Origin of the sequence: Campylobacter sp. CNRCH_2015_0338h, from assembly GCF_025772785.1 — a bacterium.
Taxonomy (GTDB): Bacteria; Campylobacterota; Campylobacteria; order Campylobacterales; family Campylobacteraceae; genus Campylobacter_D.
In genome coordinates this window covers 1-15,873 of sequence record NZ_JAKMST010000004.1, presented here as the reverse complement: position 1 = coordinate 15,873, position 15,873 = coordinate 1, and the positions used below count along the sequence as shown (strand labels likewise).

The following is a 15,873-nucleotide window of genomic DNA, read 5'->3' as shown; positions in this document are numbered from 1 at the left end:
TATGTATGAGCTAGCTTGTGAGCTTTTTCCTATATGTAGAAGTATTACAGGGGCTGGCTTTAGACAAAGCTTAAAAATACTTGATGAAGCTATGGGGGGGGGTATATTAAAAATTCACTCTATAGCAAGTGGAAGTAAAGTGTTTAACTGGGAAGTACCTGCTGAATGGGAGATAAATGATGCTTATATCATCACTCCAGATGGAGAAAAAATTTGTGATTTTAAGCAAAATAATCTTCATGTATTAAACTATAGCACAGGCATAGACACAGAGCTTAATCTAGCAAGCTTACGAAAACATCTTTACTCTATAGAGGATATGCCTGATGCCATACCTTATGTGACAAGTTATTATAAAAAAAGATGGGGTTTTTGCATAAAACATGAAGATAGAGTTAAACTAAAAGAAGGAAAATATAAAGTTTTCATAGATGCAAAACACCATGAAAATGGGGTTTTAAACTATGCTGATTTACTCATACCTAGCACGCAAAAAACAAAAGATGAAATTTTAATCTCTACTTACCTTTGTCATCCATCTATGGCAAATAACGAGTTAAGTGGCCCTGTGGTAGCTGTGTTTTTAGCTAAATGGCTTTTGGGACTGAAAGAGAGAAAATATAATTATCGTTTTGTTTTTATCCCTGAAACTATAGGGAGTATAGTTTATATTAGCAAACATTTAAAGCACTTACAAAAACACACTAAAGCAGGTTTTGTACTCTCTTGCATAGGTGATGATAATGCTTACTCACTCATTCACACTCCAAGTGAAAATACCCTAGCAGATAAAGTAGCCTTGCATACCTTGAAAGAAAAAAATAATTTTAAAGAATTTAGCTTTTTAGATAGAGGAAGCGATGAAAGACAATACTGTGCTCCTTTGGTAAATTTACCCGTAGTTGGAATTTGTAGAAGTAAGTATCTAGAATATAAAGAATATCATACTAGCAAAGATGATTTAAATTTCATCAGTGAAGAAGGATTGCAAGGTGGCTTAAAAGCTATGCAAGAAATCATTATGAATTTAGAAGTAAATGAAATTTATCAAAATACTGTATTTTGCGAACCCAATTTAGGCAAAAGAGACTTATACCATACTATCAATACTTCTTCAACCAATGATATACCAATATCATGTAATTTTTTAGCATATTGTGATGGTAAAAATGATGTTTTAGATATAGCCTCAAAGCTAAACACACAAGCTTATAAATTAAAAGATTTAATAGAAAAATTAAAATTTCACGGATTAATAAAATGAAATATTTCTTAGAATACAATGATAAAAAATACTCTAATGTTGACTTAATAGAAGCTTTTAAGAAACTTGGCATCAAAAAAGGCGATATTTTGTGTGTGCATACTGAACTTTTTAATTTTGGCACACCCTTGCTTCCTAGAAATGAATTTTTACAAACTATATTAGATTGTTTTTTTGAAGTTATAGGTAAAGAAGGTACTTTAATCATGCCTACATTTACCTATAGTTTTTGCAAAAATGAAGTTTATGATAAATTAAATTCTCCTACAAAAATGGGTGCTTTAAATGAATATTTTCGCAAACAAGCAGGGGTAAAACGCACTAATGATCCTATATTTTCCTTTGCTATAAAAGGAGCCAAAAAAGAATTGTTTTTAAAAGACACTACAAGTTGTTTTGGTGAAAATTGTGTGTATGATGTTTTAACACAAGAAAATGGAAAATATATACTTTTTGGAAGCACTACAGGACACACTCTAACTCATTATATCGAAGAAGAATACCGAGTAGATTACAGATATTTTAAAGATTTTCACGGAAAAATAATAGATGAACAAAACAGAATACATGATAAAAAAATAAAATTTTATGTAAGACATTTAGATAAAAAATCTTTACCAAATGTCGATAATATAAACTATATTACTAAAAAAACAAAAAATTTTATATACGAAAATTTTGGTGGTGCAACTATATGTTTATTTCATACAAAAGAATACAAAGAAGCGATAAAAAATGCTCTTGATGAAGATAAAAATATTTTTATATTACAGGATTAATCATGGAAAATAAATTTTATGAAATTTTAGAAAATATACTCGAAGTAAAAGTCAATGAGAATTCAAATTTAAGCATGCAAAATTGTAAAAATTGGACTTCTTTAAACCATATTGATATAATCATGAGTTTAGAAGAAGAATTTGAAATCAAATTTAGCAAAGATGAATTAAGTCAGCTAAAATCACAAAATGAACTTTTGCAAGCTATTAAGGAGAAATTATGCTAGAAAATACAAAAGAATTATTTAAGCTAATAGAAGAAAAAAATCCACTACACAAAAAATGTTTAGATGGATTACAACTCTCTAAAGAAGAATATGAAGATTTAGAAAAGCTTATTGTTTATTACAAAGATACACTAAATATTACTTTAGAAGAACAAGCTCAAAGCTATATAGTTGTATTAAATGATACTTTAGAAGAAACTAGATATTTTATAGAATTTGGAAAATATAGATATAGCACCTTAGCAGAAGTAGAAAATATGGTGTATTTTAATGAAAACTATATGAAGCAATACATGGTGGGTCTTGCCATATCTTCTTTTATATGGAATGCTCATATTGAGGTTAGAAGATATTTTGCTAAGTATATAGATGAAAAACAAAATCAAGAAAATACCTATCTTGAAATAGGGCCAGGGCATGGTGAGTTTTTTGTTAAAGCCCTAAGAAGTCAAAAATTTAAAGAATATTTTGGTATTGATATATCTCCTATAAGTTGTCAAATGAGCAAGGATATGGTAGAAAATCAGTTTGGTAAAATAAATACTAAATGCGAATTTATATGTAAAGATTTTACCAAATGTGAGTTTAACAACAAAGCTGATTTGGTAGTAATGGGAGAAGTTTTAGAACATGTTGAACAACCTTTACAATTTATGAAAGATGTAAAAGCCTTATTAAATGATAATGGAGAAATCTTTGCGACTATACCTATCAACGCTCCTGCTATTGATCATATTTATTTATTTTCTCATCCTGATGAAGTCAAAGAATTACTTAATAAAGCAGGATTGAAAATCAAAGAATGTGAATATTTTATGGCAAATAATTATTCTTTAGAAAAAGCACTAAAAACAAAGAATGCTATTGTAATGGCAGTAGTTTTGGTAAAAGAATGAATCTTTTTTCACCGAATTTAAAAAGAAATGATCTCATAAAATTTAGCAAAGAAAATCATCATAAAAAAATTACTATCAATGTCTTTAGAAATCATTCTTTTGAAGTGATTTCAAGCATACTAAACGCATTTTTAGCCTTTAGTAAATTAAAGGCTGAATTTAACATAAGCTCTTATGATGATAGTTTAAGTTATGATAATTTTCAAAAAGCAGATTTAAACATCATTTTTATAGACTTAAACGATTATAAAAAAAATGCAGATGGTTTTATCAAAGAAAAAATACAAGAACTATCAAGCATTAGCAACGCTCCTATCATCACACTTTTACTTGGCGATACAAGCTTAAAAGAATATAGTATTTGTGAAATACTAAAGCCCTTTTTAGATGAAAATCTCATCATAGATGATAGTAATTTTGAAATAAATGCAAGCAGACTTAGCAATAAAGCTTGTGTAAAATTAGCCCAAATTCTAGGACTAAAAATCCTACCTAGCTTTTTACAACCGACTTTAAAAGCAATCATCATAGATCTTGATAATACCTTATACCAAGGAATTTTAGGTGAAGATGGCATTGAAAATCTTGCTTTATCTAGCAATCATAAAGCCTTGCAAAGTGAGCTTTTAAATTTAAAAAATCAAGGTTTTTTACTTGCCATTGCTTCAAAAAACGAAGAAGAAGATGTGAAAAAACTTTTTACACAAAGAAAAGACTTTTTATTACAACTTGATGATTTTAGTATAATCAGGGCTAATTGGAAAAGTAAAGACGAAAATATTAAAGAAATTATAAATTTTTTTAATATAGCTTTTGATAGCGTGCTGTTTATTGATGATAATATAGCCGAAATTGAAAATGTATCACACCTTCATATTAACACCTTACTAGCTGATGAAAATAGTGCTTATAGTTTAAAGCTCTATCCTAGACTTTTAAAAACAAGCTTTAGCAAGGAAGATGAGTTAAGAAGTGCTGATATTAAAGCAAATTTACAAAGACAAGAGCTTAGCAAGCTTAACCCTAAAGAGTATTTTGAAAAATTACAAATTTGTTTGAAATTTCATATCAACCACGCAGATGAACTTGAAAGAATTTCGCAACTACTTAATAAAACTAATCAATTTATATCAAACTACTCAAGATTAAGCTTAAAAGAGTGCAAAGAATTTATGCAAAAACATGCTATTTTGACTATAAGTATGAGTGATAAATTAAGCGATAGTGGTATTATAGCAATTTTTGTAGCTTATGAAGATGAAACAAATTTAATCATAAAAGATCTTTGCATAAGTTGTAGAGCCTTAGGAAGAAGGCTTGAAAAAATTATGCTATATAAGGCTATAGAGTTATTACACCTGTATTTTAATACAAAAGAATGTATTTTATACTTTCAAAAAGGCGAAAGAAATATGCCATTTTTGGAATTTTTATATAGTTTAAATGCAAATATAAAAGAAAATTTTGCTCTAATCCAAAAAGAAATGATAAATTACGAAGGACTTATAATTGAAAGCTAGTTTTAATAAAGCCAAAATAGCGGGCATAAGCATTTGTGTGCCTAATAAATGCATAAATATAGATGATTGCTTAGAAGATGTTTTTCAAAATGATGTCAAAATGCTAAAAAGAATGAAAAAAATTTCAGGCATACAAAAAAGATTTATCGCTGATGAAAATATTAGCACAACAGATTTAGCCTATGAAGCAAGTATAAATTTATTTAAAATACTTGATTTTGATAAAAATGAGCTTGATATGGTGATTTTTGTTACACAAACTCCTGATTTTTTTATGCCATCATGTGCAAACTATCTTCACAAACGATTAAATTTAAAGCCTCAAACTATAGCTTTTGATGTAAATCAAGCGTGTTCGGGGTATTTATATGGCTTATTTATAGCTTTTTCTTTTTTAGAAAATCAAAATGCAAAAAATATTTTATTAATTTGTGGTGATACTTTAAGCAAAACCATAAACCCTTTGAATGCAAATTTAGCTCCAATCTTTGGTGATGGAGTAAGCGCAACACTCATAAGTTGTGCAAATGAAAAATCGTTTTTTAAGCTTTATTCTAATGGAGAAGGTTTTGATAAACTCATCATACCCAATAGAGCTTTTGCTAAACTTGATGAGAGTAAAAGCTCCAATAAAGAAATATTTCAAACCAATAAACATAGGGGCTTAGATAATCTTTACATGGATGGGGCTGAAATTTTTAACCAAGCGCTTAATCTTGAAAGTCAAAGTATAAAAGCAATGCTTGATTTCTGTGAAAAAAATAAAGATGAAGTGGATTATTTTTTATTGCATCAATCCAATCAATTTTTAGTTGATTCTATTATAAATGATTTGGGTATTGATAGCTCTCAAGCACCAAATTTTTTGATGTCAAAATATGCTAATTTGAGTGCTTGCTCTTTACCTGCTTTACTTTGTGAAATACAAAAAAATGATTTTAATGCCATTTTAAGTGCTTTTGGCGCTGGATATGCCTGGGGAAGTGCTTATATAAATTTTGATAAAAACTTTAAAACTGATACAATTTCAATTTATAAAGGAGAAAAAAATGACTAAAGAAGAATTACTAGAAGCTATTAGCGAAGCTATGCATATGGATGAAACACTGAAAGAAAATATGATTTTAGATGATATTGATGAATGGGATAGCTTAGCTTTTGTATCTATCATGGTATTATTTAAAAACTCACTTGGTAAGCAAATTAACGGTGATGATCTTAAAAAATGTGAAAAAGTAAGTGATCTTTTAGCTTTAGCTGGTGTTTAAACAAAATATTTGTTTAAACCCTTTCCACACTTAAAACAATCTGCTCATTTTTCTCTTTAAAAGTATATATTAAATCATCACACTTGTATGAGATTTCTTTTTTACAAGTTTTATCTTTTAAAGGTTCTTGTAAAATTTGTGGTAAGTGTTTTTTAATAAGTAATTTCATAGGTATACCCATACCATGAGTTAGATTTTTAATAAACTTACCATCTATTTGTTTTTCATCTATAACTTTTATAAATTCAACATCAAATCCATGTTTTTTTAAAGTATCAACGTATTCTTCTTTTTCTTCTAAAGACACCCATTCATCAAATTTAGAATGATAAGCAATGTATTTTGGATTTGGATATTTTGCTTGTATATTTAGATGATCTTTATTTAATGTTTCTCTAATTAATTTTCTAGCAAATGAAAAATAATAAGGTGATTGTTTATTTGTAGTCCAAAATGTTTTATCACAACAGCATAATCTTATATTTTGAAAGAAATTAAAAGTCGCAACTGAATAATACTCGGTAAAATCAACTTCTTTGCCAAAACCTATAACCCTCCATAAATCAGTAAGGCTAACATGGGAAGAATTATCCACCACAACATCAACAAGCCAAGGAGCTAATTTTGCACATAAATTTGCCAAATATCCTCCATGAGATGCTCCAACTAAAATATGCTTTATACCCCCCCCCATAGCTTTAAAAGCGAAATTTTTTCTAATATATAAAAGAGCATTTAGTATATCTGTTGCTTGCATGATACCAAAATTTTGATATTCATTCTTTGTAGGCTGTAAACTTGCACTTAAATCTAAATAATAATTCCTATCAATCTCCCAATTATTTTTATTTTTTTGAATTTCTTTATCAAGATAATCCATAGCAGGATGAAATTCTTCAAAAGAATTAAGTTTTGATATATCATAAGGAATTTCTATACCAATAGCCTTTAAACTTGTGTCAAATATAAGTCTATCAATATCATCAAGATAAATCTTAGCCCCAGTTTGAGGACGATTTCCTATGCAATGATAATTTACGTTTAAAACTGCTACATTATAATTTCTAGCACAATAATCACTTATATATAAATCATCTTTTATATCCCCACCAATGCCACTTATAATACAAACAATAGCCTCTATTTCTTTACTATCATCATAAGTTAATTTAAATTCTAATTTACTTTCTCTTTTTATATTTAATTCTACATCGTCACAAGAGTCTATGAAATAGGTTTGATTTATGAGCATGTTAAGCCTTTTAAAATTAAAATTTAATTATACTTATTTTTTATAAAATTAAAGAGAGTTTATGAAAAATCTTTGTATTATCCCTGCGCGTGGTGGTTCTAAACGTATTCCTAGAAAAAATATCATTGATTTTTTAGGAAAACCCTTGATTGCTTATAGCATAGAAAGTGCTTTAAATTCGAGTATTTTTGATGATGTGATTATCTCAAGCGATGATGAAGAAATCATCGAAGTAGCTTTAAAATATGGTGCAAAAGCTCCTTTTGTGCGCAAAAAAGAATTAAGTGATGATTATGCAAGCTCAACCGCTGTAATCCAAAATGCCATCATCACTCTAGAAAAACAAGGTAAAATCTATGAAAATGTGTGTTGCTTATACGCAACAGCTCCGCTTATAGATGAGTTTATCTTGCAAAAAGCTTTTGAGCAATTTAGCCAAAATGAATGTAAATTTTTATTTTCAGCTTGTGAATTTGAATACCCTATACAAAGAGGTTTTTACCTTGATGAACAAAACAAAGTTTATATGTTTGATGAGTCAAATTATCACAAACGCTCACAAGATCTTACTAAAGCTTATCACGATGGTGGCGCATTTTACTTTGGCAAAAAAGAAGCATGGCTAGAAGAAGATTTTATGTTTAAACCTTATTCTAAAGCCTTTTTACTTCCAAGGAATAAAATTTGCGATATTGACACCTTTGAAGACTTAGAATTTGCTAAAATACTATATCAGTTTCACAAAGGTAATAAATGTTTATAAATAAAATCAAAGGTTTTAAATACCCTGATATGGAGCTTGTAAGATGGTTTTTTAAAAATAAGCTCGACACTTTGAAAAATGCAAAAGTTTTAGAATTTGCCTCTCATAATGGCAATAATCTTTCTTTATTTGCAAATTATGATTATGAATGTATCGGCGTAGAACTTAGTAAACAAAATCATGAAAACGCTATTTATAATTTTAAAGAAATTATGCATTATCAAAAGGCAAGTTTTTTTAATGAAAATATGCTTGATTTTGCTAAAAATCATCAAAATATAAATGCAGATGTGTTTTTAATACCTAATGTAATTAATTACATTAGCAAAGATGAATTTAAAATTTTACTGCAAGATACAAAACAAAACAACCTATATCAAACAAATAAATTAGGATATGCTCATTTTTTCTTAAGAGCAAGAAGTGTTAAAGATCATCGCTACGGACTTGGAGAAAAATTAAAAAACGATAGTTTTATTTTAAACTATGATGAATTTAGTGGTGAGAAAAATTGTCTTTGCACAGCTTATCAAGAACACGAACTTGTAGAAATTTTAAAAGAATATTTAAATTTATATGATTTTGAAGTTATCACAAGTGAAAATATCAATATAAAAAATAAAATTTATATCAAAGATAGCGATATAATCATCTATGGTAAAATCACTAAGGAGTAAAAATGTACTTAAGAGATTTAAAAGGTTTAAAATTTCCAGATTTAGCTGTAATTAAATTCTTTTTTAAACAAGGACTACATCAAAAAAGCAACCAAAAAGTTTTGGAATTTGCCTGTTCTAATGGTAATAATCTTTCTTTATTTGCAAATTATGATTATGAATGTATCGGAGTTGATTTAAATCAAGAAAATATTAACAATGCTAATTACAATTTCAAAGAAGTAATTCAATGCAAAAACTATCAGTTTTTTCATGATGATATCTTAGAATTTCCCTTAAAAAATCCAAATATTAACGCAGATATTTTTATGATTCCTAATGTGATTAACTATCTTTTGAAAGAAGATTTTTTAAAATTATTAAAAATTTCCAAAGAAAATTCTATGTATAAAGAAAATGCTTTGTTTTTTTTAAGAACAAGAAGCATAAAAGATTATAGATATGGCTATGGAGAAAAAATAGCTCATAATTGTTTTAAAATCACAAACGATAACACCACAGGAGAGCTTGGATGTATAAACACTCTCTACCAAGAATATGAACTTGTAGAAATTTTAAAAGAATATTTAAATTTATATGATTTTAAAGTACTTACTTATGAAAATACCAATATCATGGGAGAAGATGAAAGATTAGTTAATGATAGTGATATTGTAATTTATGGAAAAATTAAGTGAAAATAGCCATCATGCAGCCAACCTTTAATCCATGGCTTGGCTACATGTATATGATACAAAGTGTTGATACTTTTGTCTTTTTGGATAATGTTCAATTTGAACGCAGATCATGGCAAAATAGAAACAAAATTAAATTACAAGATAAAACTTTTTTACTAGGACTAAATTTACAAAAAGCACCACAAAAAACATCACTTCAAGATATATTATTTGAAAAAGATGATAAATGGAAAATTAAATTTTTAAAGACTATTCATCATGCTTACTCTAAAAGTATTAATTTTAATAAATACTACAATATCTTAGAAAAAGCTTTATTTAAACATACACATTTAGCACAATTTAACATGGAGTTAATCAAAATATATTGTGAACACTTAAACATTAAAACTCCTATTTTACAAGCTTCTTCTTTAAATTTAAAAAATGAAAAAAAAGAAAAATTACTACTTGAAATTTGTCAAACATTAAAAGCTGATCATTACCTCTCTCCAGAAGGCTCAAAAAATTACCTTGAAAAAGAAGCGGCAAAAGAAATTTTTAAAAATGCAAATATAAAAATTGAATATTTTGATTTTATCCATCCAACCTATACTCAATTGGGTGTAAATTTTATAGCTTATTTGGGAATTTTAGATTTTTTATTTAACGAAAAAGAGCCTTGTATCAAATTTCAAGAATGTGTCAAAATAAACGAGTGTAATAATGAGAGTTCTTTTTAGAAGCGATAGTTCTAGCGCTATAGGACACGGACATATCAAAAGAGATCTTTTGTTAGCTAAACAATACCAAGATGTATCTTTTGCTTGTTTACCACTAAAAGGCTCTTTAATAGATGAAATTCCTTATCCTGTATATGAGCTAACAAGTGCTAGTATATATGAACTCATCAATCTCATCAAAAAGGAAAATTTTGATCTTTTAATCATTGATCATTATGAGATCACTGCAGATGATGAAAAACTCATTAAATTAGAAACAGGAATTAAAATTCTTAGCTTTGATGATGAGATAAAAGAACATTTTTGCGATATTTTACTTAATGTCAATGCTTATGCTAAAGAAAGCGATTATGAAAATTTAGTGCCAAAGTATTGTGAATTAAGATGTGGCTTTCCCTATGCTCTAATACGCGATGAGTTTTACCAAGAAAGCAAGATAAAAAGAGAGAAAATTTATGATTATTTTATCTGTATAGGGGGAAGTGATCCAAAAAACATTTCCTTTGATATAGCAAATAAACTAAACAAAAATAAAATCATCATCATAGCTACCACAAAAGCAAATTCTCATCTAAATTTGCTTCAAAAATTAAGCCAAAAAAACTCTAATATACAAATTCTCATTGACCATCCTAGCCTTGCTAGATTAATGAATGAAAGTAAAAAACTCATCATTAGCGCAAGCTCATTAGTCAATGAAGCTTTGATTTTAAAAGCAAATTTTAAAGCCATAGCTTATGCTAAAAATCAAGAAAAAATTGCAACTTGGCTTGCTAAAAAAGGCTATGAAGTGGAGAATTTTATATGATAGTTTTAAAAGATTTTATCCACTTAAACCAAGAAGAAATCAAGCTCGTTTTAAAATGGCGAAATAATGAAAGCATTGCTAAATTTATGAAAACACAAAATATCGCTTTAAAAGAGCATTTAAACTTTTTATCTAGCCTAAAAACAGATACAACTAAAAAATACTTTTTAGTTTATGATAGCAAACAAGCTATAGGCGTGATTGATTTTATCAATATAACTAACAATTCATGCGAATTTGGGCTTTATGGTATAAAAAAAGGTATAGGCGAGCTTTTAATGCAAGAAGTTAAAAACTATGCTTTTAATATTTTAAAAGTTCAAACTTTAAACGCTTGTGTTTTCAAAGAAAACACAAAAGCTTTAAATTTATATTTAAAACATGGTTTTAAAATTATTAAAGAAGATAATAATTTTTATTTTGTAAATTTAAACAATCCTCACAGGGATATTATTTTTTAAAAGCTCATTTTTAACATCATTTGGAGTATATTGACTAAAATGAAATATAAAAGCACCTGCTAATGCATTCGCACCAAGTTGTATAGCTTTTACCCCATCTTGAGGCTTAGAAAGCCCTCCATTAATAATGAGTGGAATTTTTAATTTACCTTTGAAATACTCTAGTAATTCCCAATCATACCCTAAAGAACTTCCTTCTTTATCAACACTTGTTAAAAGTATCTCCCCTGCTCCCAAAGATTCGTATTTTAATGCAAGTTCTAGCGGATCAATATCTAAAATTTCATTATTAAAAACTTTAAATTTATTTTTGTATTTTTTTACATCAACCGAGCATACTACACAAGAACTTCCAAAAGTATTTGCCACCTTTTTGACAAAATCTGGGTTTTGCAAAGCCATAGAATTAATACTAATTTTATCAGCACCTATATCTAACACTTTTCTAATATCTTCTAAAGTTCTAATCCCACCTCCAATAGTTAAAGGCATAAAGCACTCATTAGCTATATCTTCTAAGCTTTCAAAATCTATAACACCGTTTTTATTAATATCCAAAACTATAAGCTCATCAACATTTCTAGCATTATATATCCTAGCTGTGCTTACCACATGTCCTATAGTCCTAAAAGAAGAAAAATTGATACTTTTTACAAGCTGATGATCTTTTAATAACACACAAGGTATGATTCTTGTTTTAAGCATGCTAGACCTTTAAATTTGCAAAATTTTCCAAAAGTTTCAAACCTACATTTTGGCTTTTTTCAGGGTGAAATTGCACAGCAAAAATATTATCTTTTTCAAAACTTGCACAAAAAGGTTTTTCATACTCACAAAAAGAAGTCTCCACTCTCTCTAAACACTCTACATAATAAGAATGCACAAAATAAAAATCACTTTTTTCTAAAATTCCATCAAAAAGCTTGCTTTTTTTATCACTAAACTGTAAATCATCCCAGCCACTGTGCAATATTTTTTTTTTACTTAAATCAAATTTCAAAACCCTTGCTTTTATAAAATCAAGCCCTTCGCACTCTCCGCCCTCATATCCTTTACTGGCAAAAAGTTGCATACCAAGACAAATCCCCAAAATAGGCTTTTTATCTTTTAAAACACATTCTTTTAAAAGCTCATCTAGTGCAAGTTTTTTTAAATTTTCCATACCTTGTTTAAAAGATCCAACACCTGGTAAAACTAATTTAGAGGCATTTTTTATATCTTCTTTTTTAGAACTTATAATCACTTCTTGATTAAGTTTTTCAAAAGCTTTCAAAACAGATTTAAAATTTCCAAGACGATAATCAACAATGCAAATCATTTCAAAATAAACTCATCTTTTTTTATCAATGATCCATCGCTATCTCTTAAGAATTTACCATTTTCATCGCGTTTAAATATCTTTTTATTAGTAAAAGAATCTACAATTTTTTCAAATTCTTTTTCACTAAAACCACTAAATTTCAAATATTTCTTAATAGCCTTTTTAGGTGGCTTTCCATCATATTTATTTACAAGTCTCACACCCTCTTCACGGCTAATATAGCCAAGTCTTATATCCAAACACGCATTATCTGTAGCTCTTCCAAAACCATATTTGCAGTATTTTAAATAATCATGCACATGATTTGAATAACAATCTAAATTTTCAAAATTCTCATAAGTAGTTTCAACTGGTTTTGCGCTAGTTTTAAAGCCATTTTCTTGGGCTAATTTTAAATTATACTTATAATCCCATTTAAAATAATATCCCAAAAATAGCCCTGTAACTCCTACTCTTTGAAGTTCTTCGTCACTTGGATAAGTGTAAAAATATAAATCCTTCTCTCTAATACCATCAACACCAATCATATCAGAAATTCTATTACCCAAAAGCCCACCAAATTCTTCAAGCCACTCTCTACCTAAAGTGTTTTTTTCTTTAGAACTAGCTGGCCCACCATATTCAATCTGCGAACTTTCCCCCCAAATAATCAAAGGAATTTCAAAAGCAACAGCTACTTTTGGAACACATGTAAAAATTCCCAAATGGTTTTGCCATTCATTATCGCCCGTTCTTACAAAAGCTTCACGGGATAATTTTTTATATACCAAAGGATTTCTTTTTATATGGATCAAATCAACACCAAGATTGTTTAAATTTTTTAAATTCTTTTTACCTATTTTAGTAGGGATACTTGGTTCAAAACAAACACACAAAGGATTAAGCCCAAACTCAAGACATTTTAAAACTTGAAAAGTAGAATCCTTACCGCCACTTACTCCTATGACACAATCATACACGGGGTGTTTTTTATATTTTTTCACAAGTTCTAGAAATTCTTTTTCACGCTCTTGCCAGTTTATGTGATGATTTTTCGCTTCTTGCGAGCAACACGCATCACAAATTCCCTCATCATTAAAATGCAAATCAGGCTTAGTATCTGGCATAACGCATTTTTTACAAAATTTCATATTAACTCCAAAAAAATATTTATAATCATCATAAATCGACTATGATTATATTTTCTAAAGCTAAATAAATTTTATTTTGTTACAATTTTTTTATTTAAAGGTTTATAGATTATGGATTTAACTTTACTTCCTTATATGATTATAGGGATTTTTTCAGGTATGGCTTCAGGGGTTTTTGGTATAGGTGGTGGTATGATCATCGTTCCTTTCATGCTTACTTTAGGACTCAGCTCTCACCATGCTGTTGCAATTTCTGTTGTACAAATGATTTTTGCTTCTATTTTTGGCTCCTATTTAAACTATAAAAAGAAAAATTTGATCTTAAAAGATGGACTCATCATAGGATTTGGAGGCTTTTTGGGTGCGATGTTTAGCGGGCTTTTACTCTCATATTTTTCAGATATAACCTTAACAAGTATTTTTCTATGCGTGAGTATTGTATTCTTTTTAAAATTTGCTTTTAATCAAAAAAGCTCCATTGGAAACATCAACCACTCTAATATCTTAAAAAATTCCATTTTGCTAATTTGTGGCGTATTTACAGGAATTTTTGCTATATCTTTAGGGATTGGCGGTGGGCTTTTAATCACCCCTATTCTAGCTTATTTTTTAGGCTATGATACTAAAAAAGTAGTACCACTTAGTTTGTTTTTTGTGATTTTTGCTTCCATTTCAGGGATTAGTTCTTTTGTATATAATGACATCATTGATAAAGAAGTCTTACAAAATGGAAGCTTAGTAGGACTTAGTTCTATGCTAGGGGTTTATCTTGGTATTAAAATCATGGAAAAAATCAACCTCAAATCTCACCGTATAGCGCTTTTAGGTATTTACACTCTTTCTATAACTATGACTATTATAAGCTTGATTAAAAAGCTAAATTTATTTTAATCTATCGGCAAATTTTTGTCTATTGGAAGTATAAACAAAGCTTAAAACTTCCGCCACTGCTTTAAAAAGCTCTGGTGGAATAAGATCATTTACCTCGCAAGCTTTATAAAGTTCTCTAGCTAAAGGAGGATTTTCATAAATCATCACATTATATTCATATGCCATATCTTTTATACGCAAAGCTAAAAAGTCCACTCCTTTAGCTAAAACTTTTGGTGCAGCTTCTTTAGAGCTATCATAACGCAAAGCAACCGCATAGTGAGTAGGGTTAGTAATCACCACATCAGCACTAGCGACATCTTGCACCATTCTGCGTCTTGCTGCTTCCATTTGCAAACGACGAATTCTTCCTTTTACCAAAGGATCTCCTTCGCTTTGTTTGTATTCATCTTTAATTTCTTGCTTACTCATACGCAAATTTTTAAAGTACTGATACCTTACCAAAAGCACATCTAAAAATCCTATAATCAAAAAAGCTATAATCACAATAGCCGCAAGTATAATAGCCTTATCTCTAAGCCATAAAAGTTGTGGATAAATCGTATAAAGCTCTACTCTAGGAAGTTCTTTCATAAATTGTAATAAAAAAATAAAAGCTATACCAAAAACCACTCCAACTTTAAGAGTAATTTTTAAAGCTTCAATAATTTTTTTCAAAGAAAAAAGATTTTTAAGACCATTAATAGGGTTAATTTTGTTAAAATTTGGAGTGATGGGCTTAGTGGTAAAAATAAAACCAAACTGCATTAAATTTCCAAGCACACCTGCAACCATAATCGTTAAAGTAATAGGTAAAACCATAATAAACATTTCTATCATGGTTTTTATAATAATTTTTTGCAAGATTTTTAAATCAAGTTCTATACCTATAAAGCTTTGATAAAACCTATACAAACCGCTAATTCTCTCACCTATAAAAGGCAACATAAACAATACCACAACCACAGCTATAACAAGTACAGCCACAGCAGATGCATCTTGGCTTTTTGGGACATTACCCTCTTTACGAGCATCTTCTATTTTCTTGGACGTGGGTTCTTCTGTTTTTTCTTGATCATCAGCAGCCATAAAAAACCTTTAAATTTTTAAAGCAAAATTATAACATTTAATCCAAGTATCAACAAATTTGACTACTTGGATTTAAGCTTACCCCACCCTCTAAAACTTTTTCTTTCTAACATCCTCTAAGATATCACTAGCTATTTTATTTACATTAT

At 28.6% G+C, this 15,873-nt stretch carries 19 protein-coding genes; 14 read left to right on the top strand and 5 right to left on the bottom strand.

The features are described 5' to 3' along the window. Window position 1 precedes the first annotated feature (1 nt). The 7 genes from L8X30_RS03655 to L8X30_RS03625 are packed head-to-tail and all read left to right on the top strand — an operon-like array spanning window position 2 to window position 5,954. Window positions 2-1,264: a DUF4910 domain-containing protein gene (locus L8X30_RS03655; RefSeq protein WP_263679193.1), complete on the top strand. Its 1,263-nt coding sequence runs from the start codon at window positions 2-4 to the stop codon at window positions 1,262-1,264. Beyond that, window positions 1,261-2,043 carry an AAC(3) family N-acetyltransferase gene (locus L8X30_RS03650; RefSeq protein ID WP_173787019.1) on the top strand — a complete coding sequence of 261 codons (783 nt, stop codon included), beginning with the start codon at window positions 1,261-1,263 and terminating at the stop codon, window positions 2,041-2,043. Before L8X30_RS03655 ends, L8X30_RS03650 begins: the two co-directional genes overlap by 4 nt. 2 nt (window positions 2,044-2,045) lie before the next feature. Then, window positions 2,046-2,270 carry an acyl carrier protein gene (locus tag L8X30_RS03645; protein WP_039664483.1) on the top strand — a complete coding sequence of 75 codons (225 nt, stop codon included), beginning with the start codon at window positions 2,046-2,048 and terminating at the stop codon, window positions 2,268-2,270. Continuing rightward, window positions 2,264-3,166, top strand: coding sequence for a class I SAM-dependent methyltransferase (locus L8X30_RS03640; protein WP_173787020.1), 903 nt, complete (start codon window positions 2,264-2,266; stop codon window positions 3,164-3,166). Before L8X30_RS03645 ends, L8X30_RS03640 begins: the two co-directional genes overlap by 7 nt. Then, window positions 3,163-4,686: an HAD-IIIC family phosphatase gene (locus tag L8X30_RS03635; RefSeq protein ID WP_263679064.1), complete on the top strand. Its 1,524-nt coding sequence runs from the start codon at window positions 3,163-3,165 to the stop codon at window positions 4,684-4,686. The genes L8X30_RS03640 and L8X30_RS03635 overlap by 4 nt, the downstream gene beginning before the upstream one ends. Next, window positions 4,676-5,743 (top strand): beta-ketoacyl-ACP synthase III, encoded by a 1,068-nt coding sequence (locus L8X30_RS03630; RefSeq protein ID WP_263679063.1) that lies wholly within the window; start codon window positions 4,676-4,678, stop codon window positions 5,741-5,743. Before L8X30_RS03635 ends, L8X30_RS03630 begins: the two co-directional genes overlap by 11 nt. Continuing rightward, window positions 5,736-5,954, top strand: coding sequence for an acyl carrier protein (locus L8X30_RS03625; protein ID WP_173787023.1), 219 nt, complete (start codon window positions 5,736-5,738; stop codon window positions 5,952-5,954). Before L8X30_RS03630 ends, L8X30_RS03625 begins: the two co-directional genes overlap by 8 nt. A 13-nt stretch (window positions 5,955-5,967) precedes the next feature. Here L8X30_RS03625 and L8X30_RS03620 read toward each other — a convergent pair whose 3' ends face one another. After that, a complete protein-coding gene (locus L8X30_RS03620; RefSeq protein ID WP_263679062.1) occupies window positions 5,968-7,206 on the bottom strand; it encodes a DUF2920 family protein in 1,239 nt (412 codons plus the stop codon). Window positions 7,207-7,267: 61 nt separating this feature from the next. Between L8X30_RS03620 and pseF the strand changes: the two genes are divergently transcribed. Genes pseF through pseH form a run of 6 tightly spaced genes read left to right on the top strand, consistent with a single transcriptional unit; the run spans window position 7,268 to window position 11,314 of the window. Beyond that, window positions 7,268-7,969, top strand: coding sequence for a pseudaminic acid cytidylyltransferase (gene pseF / locus L8X30_RS03615; RefSeq protein ID WP_263679061.1), 702 nt, complete (start codon window positions 7,268-7,270; stop codon window positions 7,967-7,969). Then, a complete protein-coding gene (locus tag L8X30_RS03610) occupies window positions 7,960-8,646 on the top strand; it encodes a class I SAM-dependent methyltransferase (RefSeq protein WP_263679060.1) in 687 nt (228 codons plus the stop codon). The genes pseF and L8X30_RS03610 overlap by 10 nt, the downstream gene beginning before the upstream one ends. 2 nt (window positions 8,647-8,648) lie before the next feature. After that, a complete protein-coding gene (locus tag L8X30_RS03605) occupies window positions 8,649-9,323 on the top strand; it encodes a class I SAM-dependent methyltransferase (RefSeq protein WP_263679059.1) in 675 nt (224 codons plus the stop codon). Then, on the top strand, window positions 9,320-10,045 hold the full coding sequence (locus tag L8X30_RS03600) for a WbqC family protein (RefSeq protein WP_263679058.1): 726 nt from the start codon (window positions 9,320-9,322) through the stop codon (window positions 10,043-10,045). Before L8X30_RS03605 ends, L8X30_RS03600 begins: the two co-directional genes overlap by 4 nt. Then, window positions 10,029-10,853, top strand: coding sequence for a UDP-2,4-diacetamido-2,4,6-trideoxy-beta-L-altropyranose hydrolase (gene pseG, locus L8X30_RS03595; RefSeq protein WP_263679057.1), 825 nt, complete (start codon window positions 10,029-10,031; stop codon window positions 10,851-10,853). The genes L8X30_RS03600 and pseG overlap by 17 nt, the downstream gene beginning before the upstream one ends. Continuing rightward, entirely contained in the window at window positions 10,850-11,314 is a 465-nt protein-coding gene (pseH, locus tag L8X30_RS03590; RefSeq protein WP_263679056.1) for a UDP-4-amino-4,6-dideoxy-N-acetyl-beta-L-altrosamine N-acetyltransferase, read from the top strand. Before pseG ends, pseH begins: the two co-directional genes overlap by 4 nt. Here pseH and L8X30_RS03585 read toward each other — a convergent pair. Genes L8X30_RS03585 through L8X30_RS03575 form a run of 3 tightly spaced genes read right to left on the bottom strand, consistent with a single transcriptional unit; the run spans window position 11,282 to window position 13,765 of the window. Then, window positions 11,282-12,019 (bottom strand): HisA/HisF-related TIM barrel protein, encoded by a 738-nt coding sequence (locus tag L8X30_RS03585; protein WP_263679055.1) that lies wholly within the window; start codon window positions 12,017-12,019, stop codon window positions 11,282-11,284. The genes pseH and L8X30_RS03585 overlap by 33 nt on opposite strands. A gap of 1 nt (window position 12,020) precedes the next feature. Then, the gene (hisH, locus tag L8X30_RS03580) at window positions 12,021-12,632 is read right to left on the bottom strand and encodes an imidazole glycerol phosphate synthase subunit HisH (protein ID WP_263679053.1); all 612 of its coding nucleotides are present in this window, start codon (window positions 12,630-12,632) and stop codon (window positions 12,021-12,023) included. Continuing rightward, window positions 12,629-13,765, bottom strand: a complete 1,137-nt coding sequence (locus L8X30_RS03575; protein ID WP_263679051.1) for an N-acetyl sugar amidotransferase — start codon at window positions 13,763-13,765, stop codon at window positions 12,629-12,631. The genes hisH and L8X30_RS03575 overlap by 4 nt, the downstream gene beginning before the upstream one ends. 111 nt (window positions 13,766-13,876) lie before the next feature. Between L8X30_RS03575 and L8X30_RS03570 the strand changes: the two genes are divergently transcribed. Then, a complete protein-coding gene (locus tag L8X30_RS03570) occupies window positions 13,877-14,656 on the top strand; it encodes a sulfite exporter TauE/SafE family protein (protein WP_263663374.1) in 780 nt (259 codons plus the stop codon). Here L8X30_RS03570 and flhB read toward each other — a convergent pair. Continuing rightward, entirely contained in the window at window positions 14,648-15,724 is a 1,077-nt protein-coding gene (gene flhB / locus L8X30_RS03565) for a flagellar biosynthesis protein FlhB (protein WP_263679049.1), read from the bottom strand. The two genes, L8X30_RS03570 and flhB, sit on opposite strands and share 9 nt — an antisense overlap. Between the last annotated feature and the right edge of the window lie 149 nt (window positions 15,725-15,873).

What these genes read in the sequence shown, in the direction of transcription:
- L8X30_RS03640 (WP_173787020.1), top strand. Translation starts at nt 2,264, where the DNA reads ATGCTAGAAAATACAAAAGAATTATTTAAGCTAATAGAAGAAAAAAAT.
- pseG (WP_263679057.1), top strand. Translation starts at nt 10,029, where the DNA reads ATGAGAGTTCTTTTTAGAAGCGATAGTTCTAGCGCTATAGGACACGGA.
- flhB (WP_263679049.1), bottom strand. Translation starts at nt 15,724, where the DNA reads ATGGCTGCTGATGATCAAGAAAAAACAGAAGAACCCACGTCCAAGAAA.
- L8X30_RS03635 (WP_263679064.1), top strand. Translation starts at nt 3,163, where the DNA reads ATGAATCTTTTTTCACCGAATTTAAAAAGAAATGATCTCATAAAATTT.
- L8X30_RS03650 (WP_173787019.1), top strand. Translation starts at nt 1,261, where the DNA reads ATGAAATATTTCTTAGAATACAATGATAAAAAATACTCTAATGTTGAC.
- L8X30_RS03655 (WP_263679193.1), top strand. Translation starts at nt 2, where the DNA reads ATGTATGAGCTAGCTTGTGAGCTTTTTCCTATATGTAGAAGTATTACA.
- pseH (WP_263679056.1), top strand. Translation starts at nt 10,850, where the DNA reads ATGATAGTTTTAAAAGATTTTATCCACTTAAACCAAGAAGAAATCAAG.
- hisH (WP_263679053.1), bottom strand. Translation starts at nt 12,632, where the DNA reads ATGATTTGCATTGTTGATTATCGTCTTGGAAATTTTAAATCTGTTTTG.
- L8X30_RS03575 (WP_263679051.1), bottom strand. Translation starts at nt 13,765, where the DNA reads ATGAAATTTTGTAAAAAATGCGTTATGCCAGATACTAAGCCTGATTTG.
- L8X30_RS03625 (WP_173787023.1), top strand. Translation starts at nt 5,736, where the DNA reads ATGACTAAAGAAGAATTACTAGAAGCTATTAGCGAAGCTATGCATATG.
- L8X30_RS03585 (WP_263679055.1), bottom strand. Translation starts at nt 12,019, where the DNA reads ATGCTTAAAACAAGAATCATACCTTGTGTGTTATTAAAAGATCATCAG.
- pseF (WP_263679061.1), top strand. Translation starts at nt 7,268, where the DNA reads ATGAAAAATCTTTGTATTATCCCTGCGCGTGGTGGTTCTAAACGTATT.
- L8X30_RS03620 (WP_263679062.1), bottom strand. Translation starts at nt 7,206, where the DNA reads ATGCTCATAAATCAAACCTATTTCATAGACTCTTGTGACGATGTAGAA.
- L8X30_RS03645 (WP_039664483.1), top strand. Translation starts at nt 2,046, where the DNA reads ATGGAAAATAAATTTTATGAAATTTTAGAAAATATACTCGAAGTAAAA.
- L8X30_RS03610 (WP_263679060.1), top strand. Translation starts at nt 7,960, where the DNA reads ATGTTTATAAATAAAATCAAAGGTTTTAAATACCCTGATATGGAGCTT.
- L8X30_RS03605 (WP_263679059.1), top strand. Translation starts at nt 8,649, where the DNA reads ATGTACTTAAGAGATTTAAAAGGTTTAAAATTTCCAGATTTAGCTGTA.
- L8X30_RS03570 (WP_263663374.1), top strand. Translation starts at nt 13,877, where the DNA reads ATGGATTTAACTTTACTTCCTTATATGATTATAGGGATTTTTTCAGGT.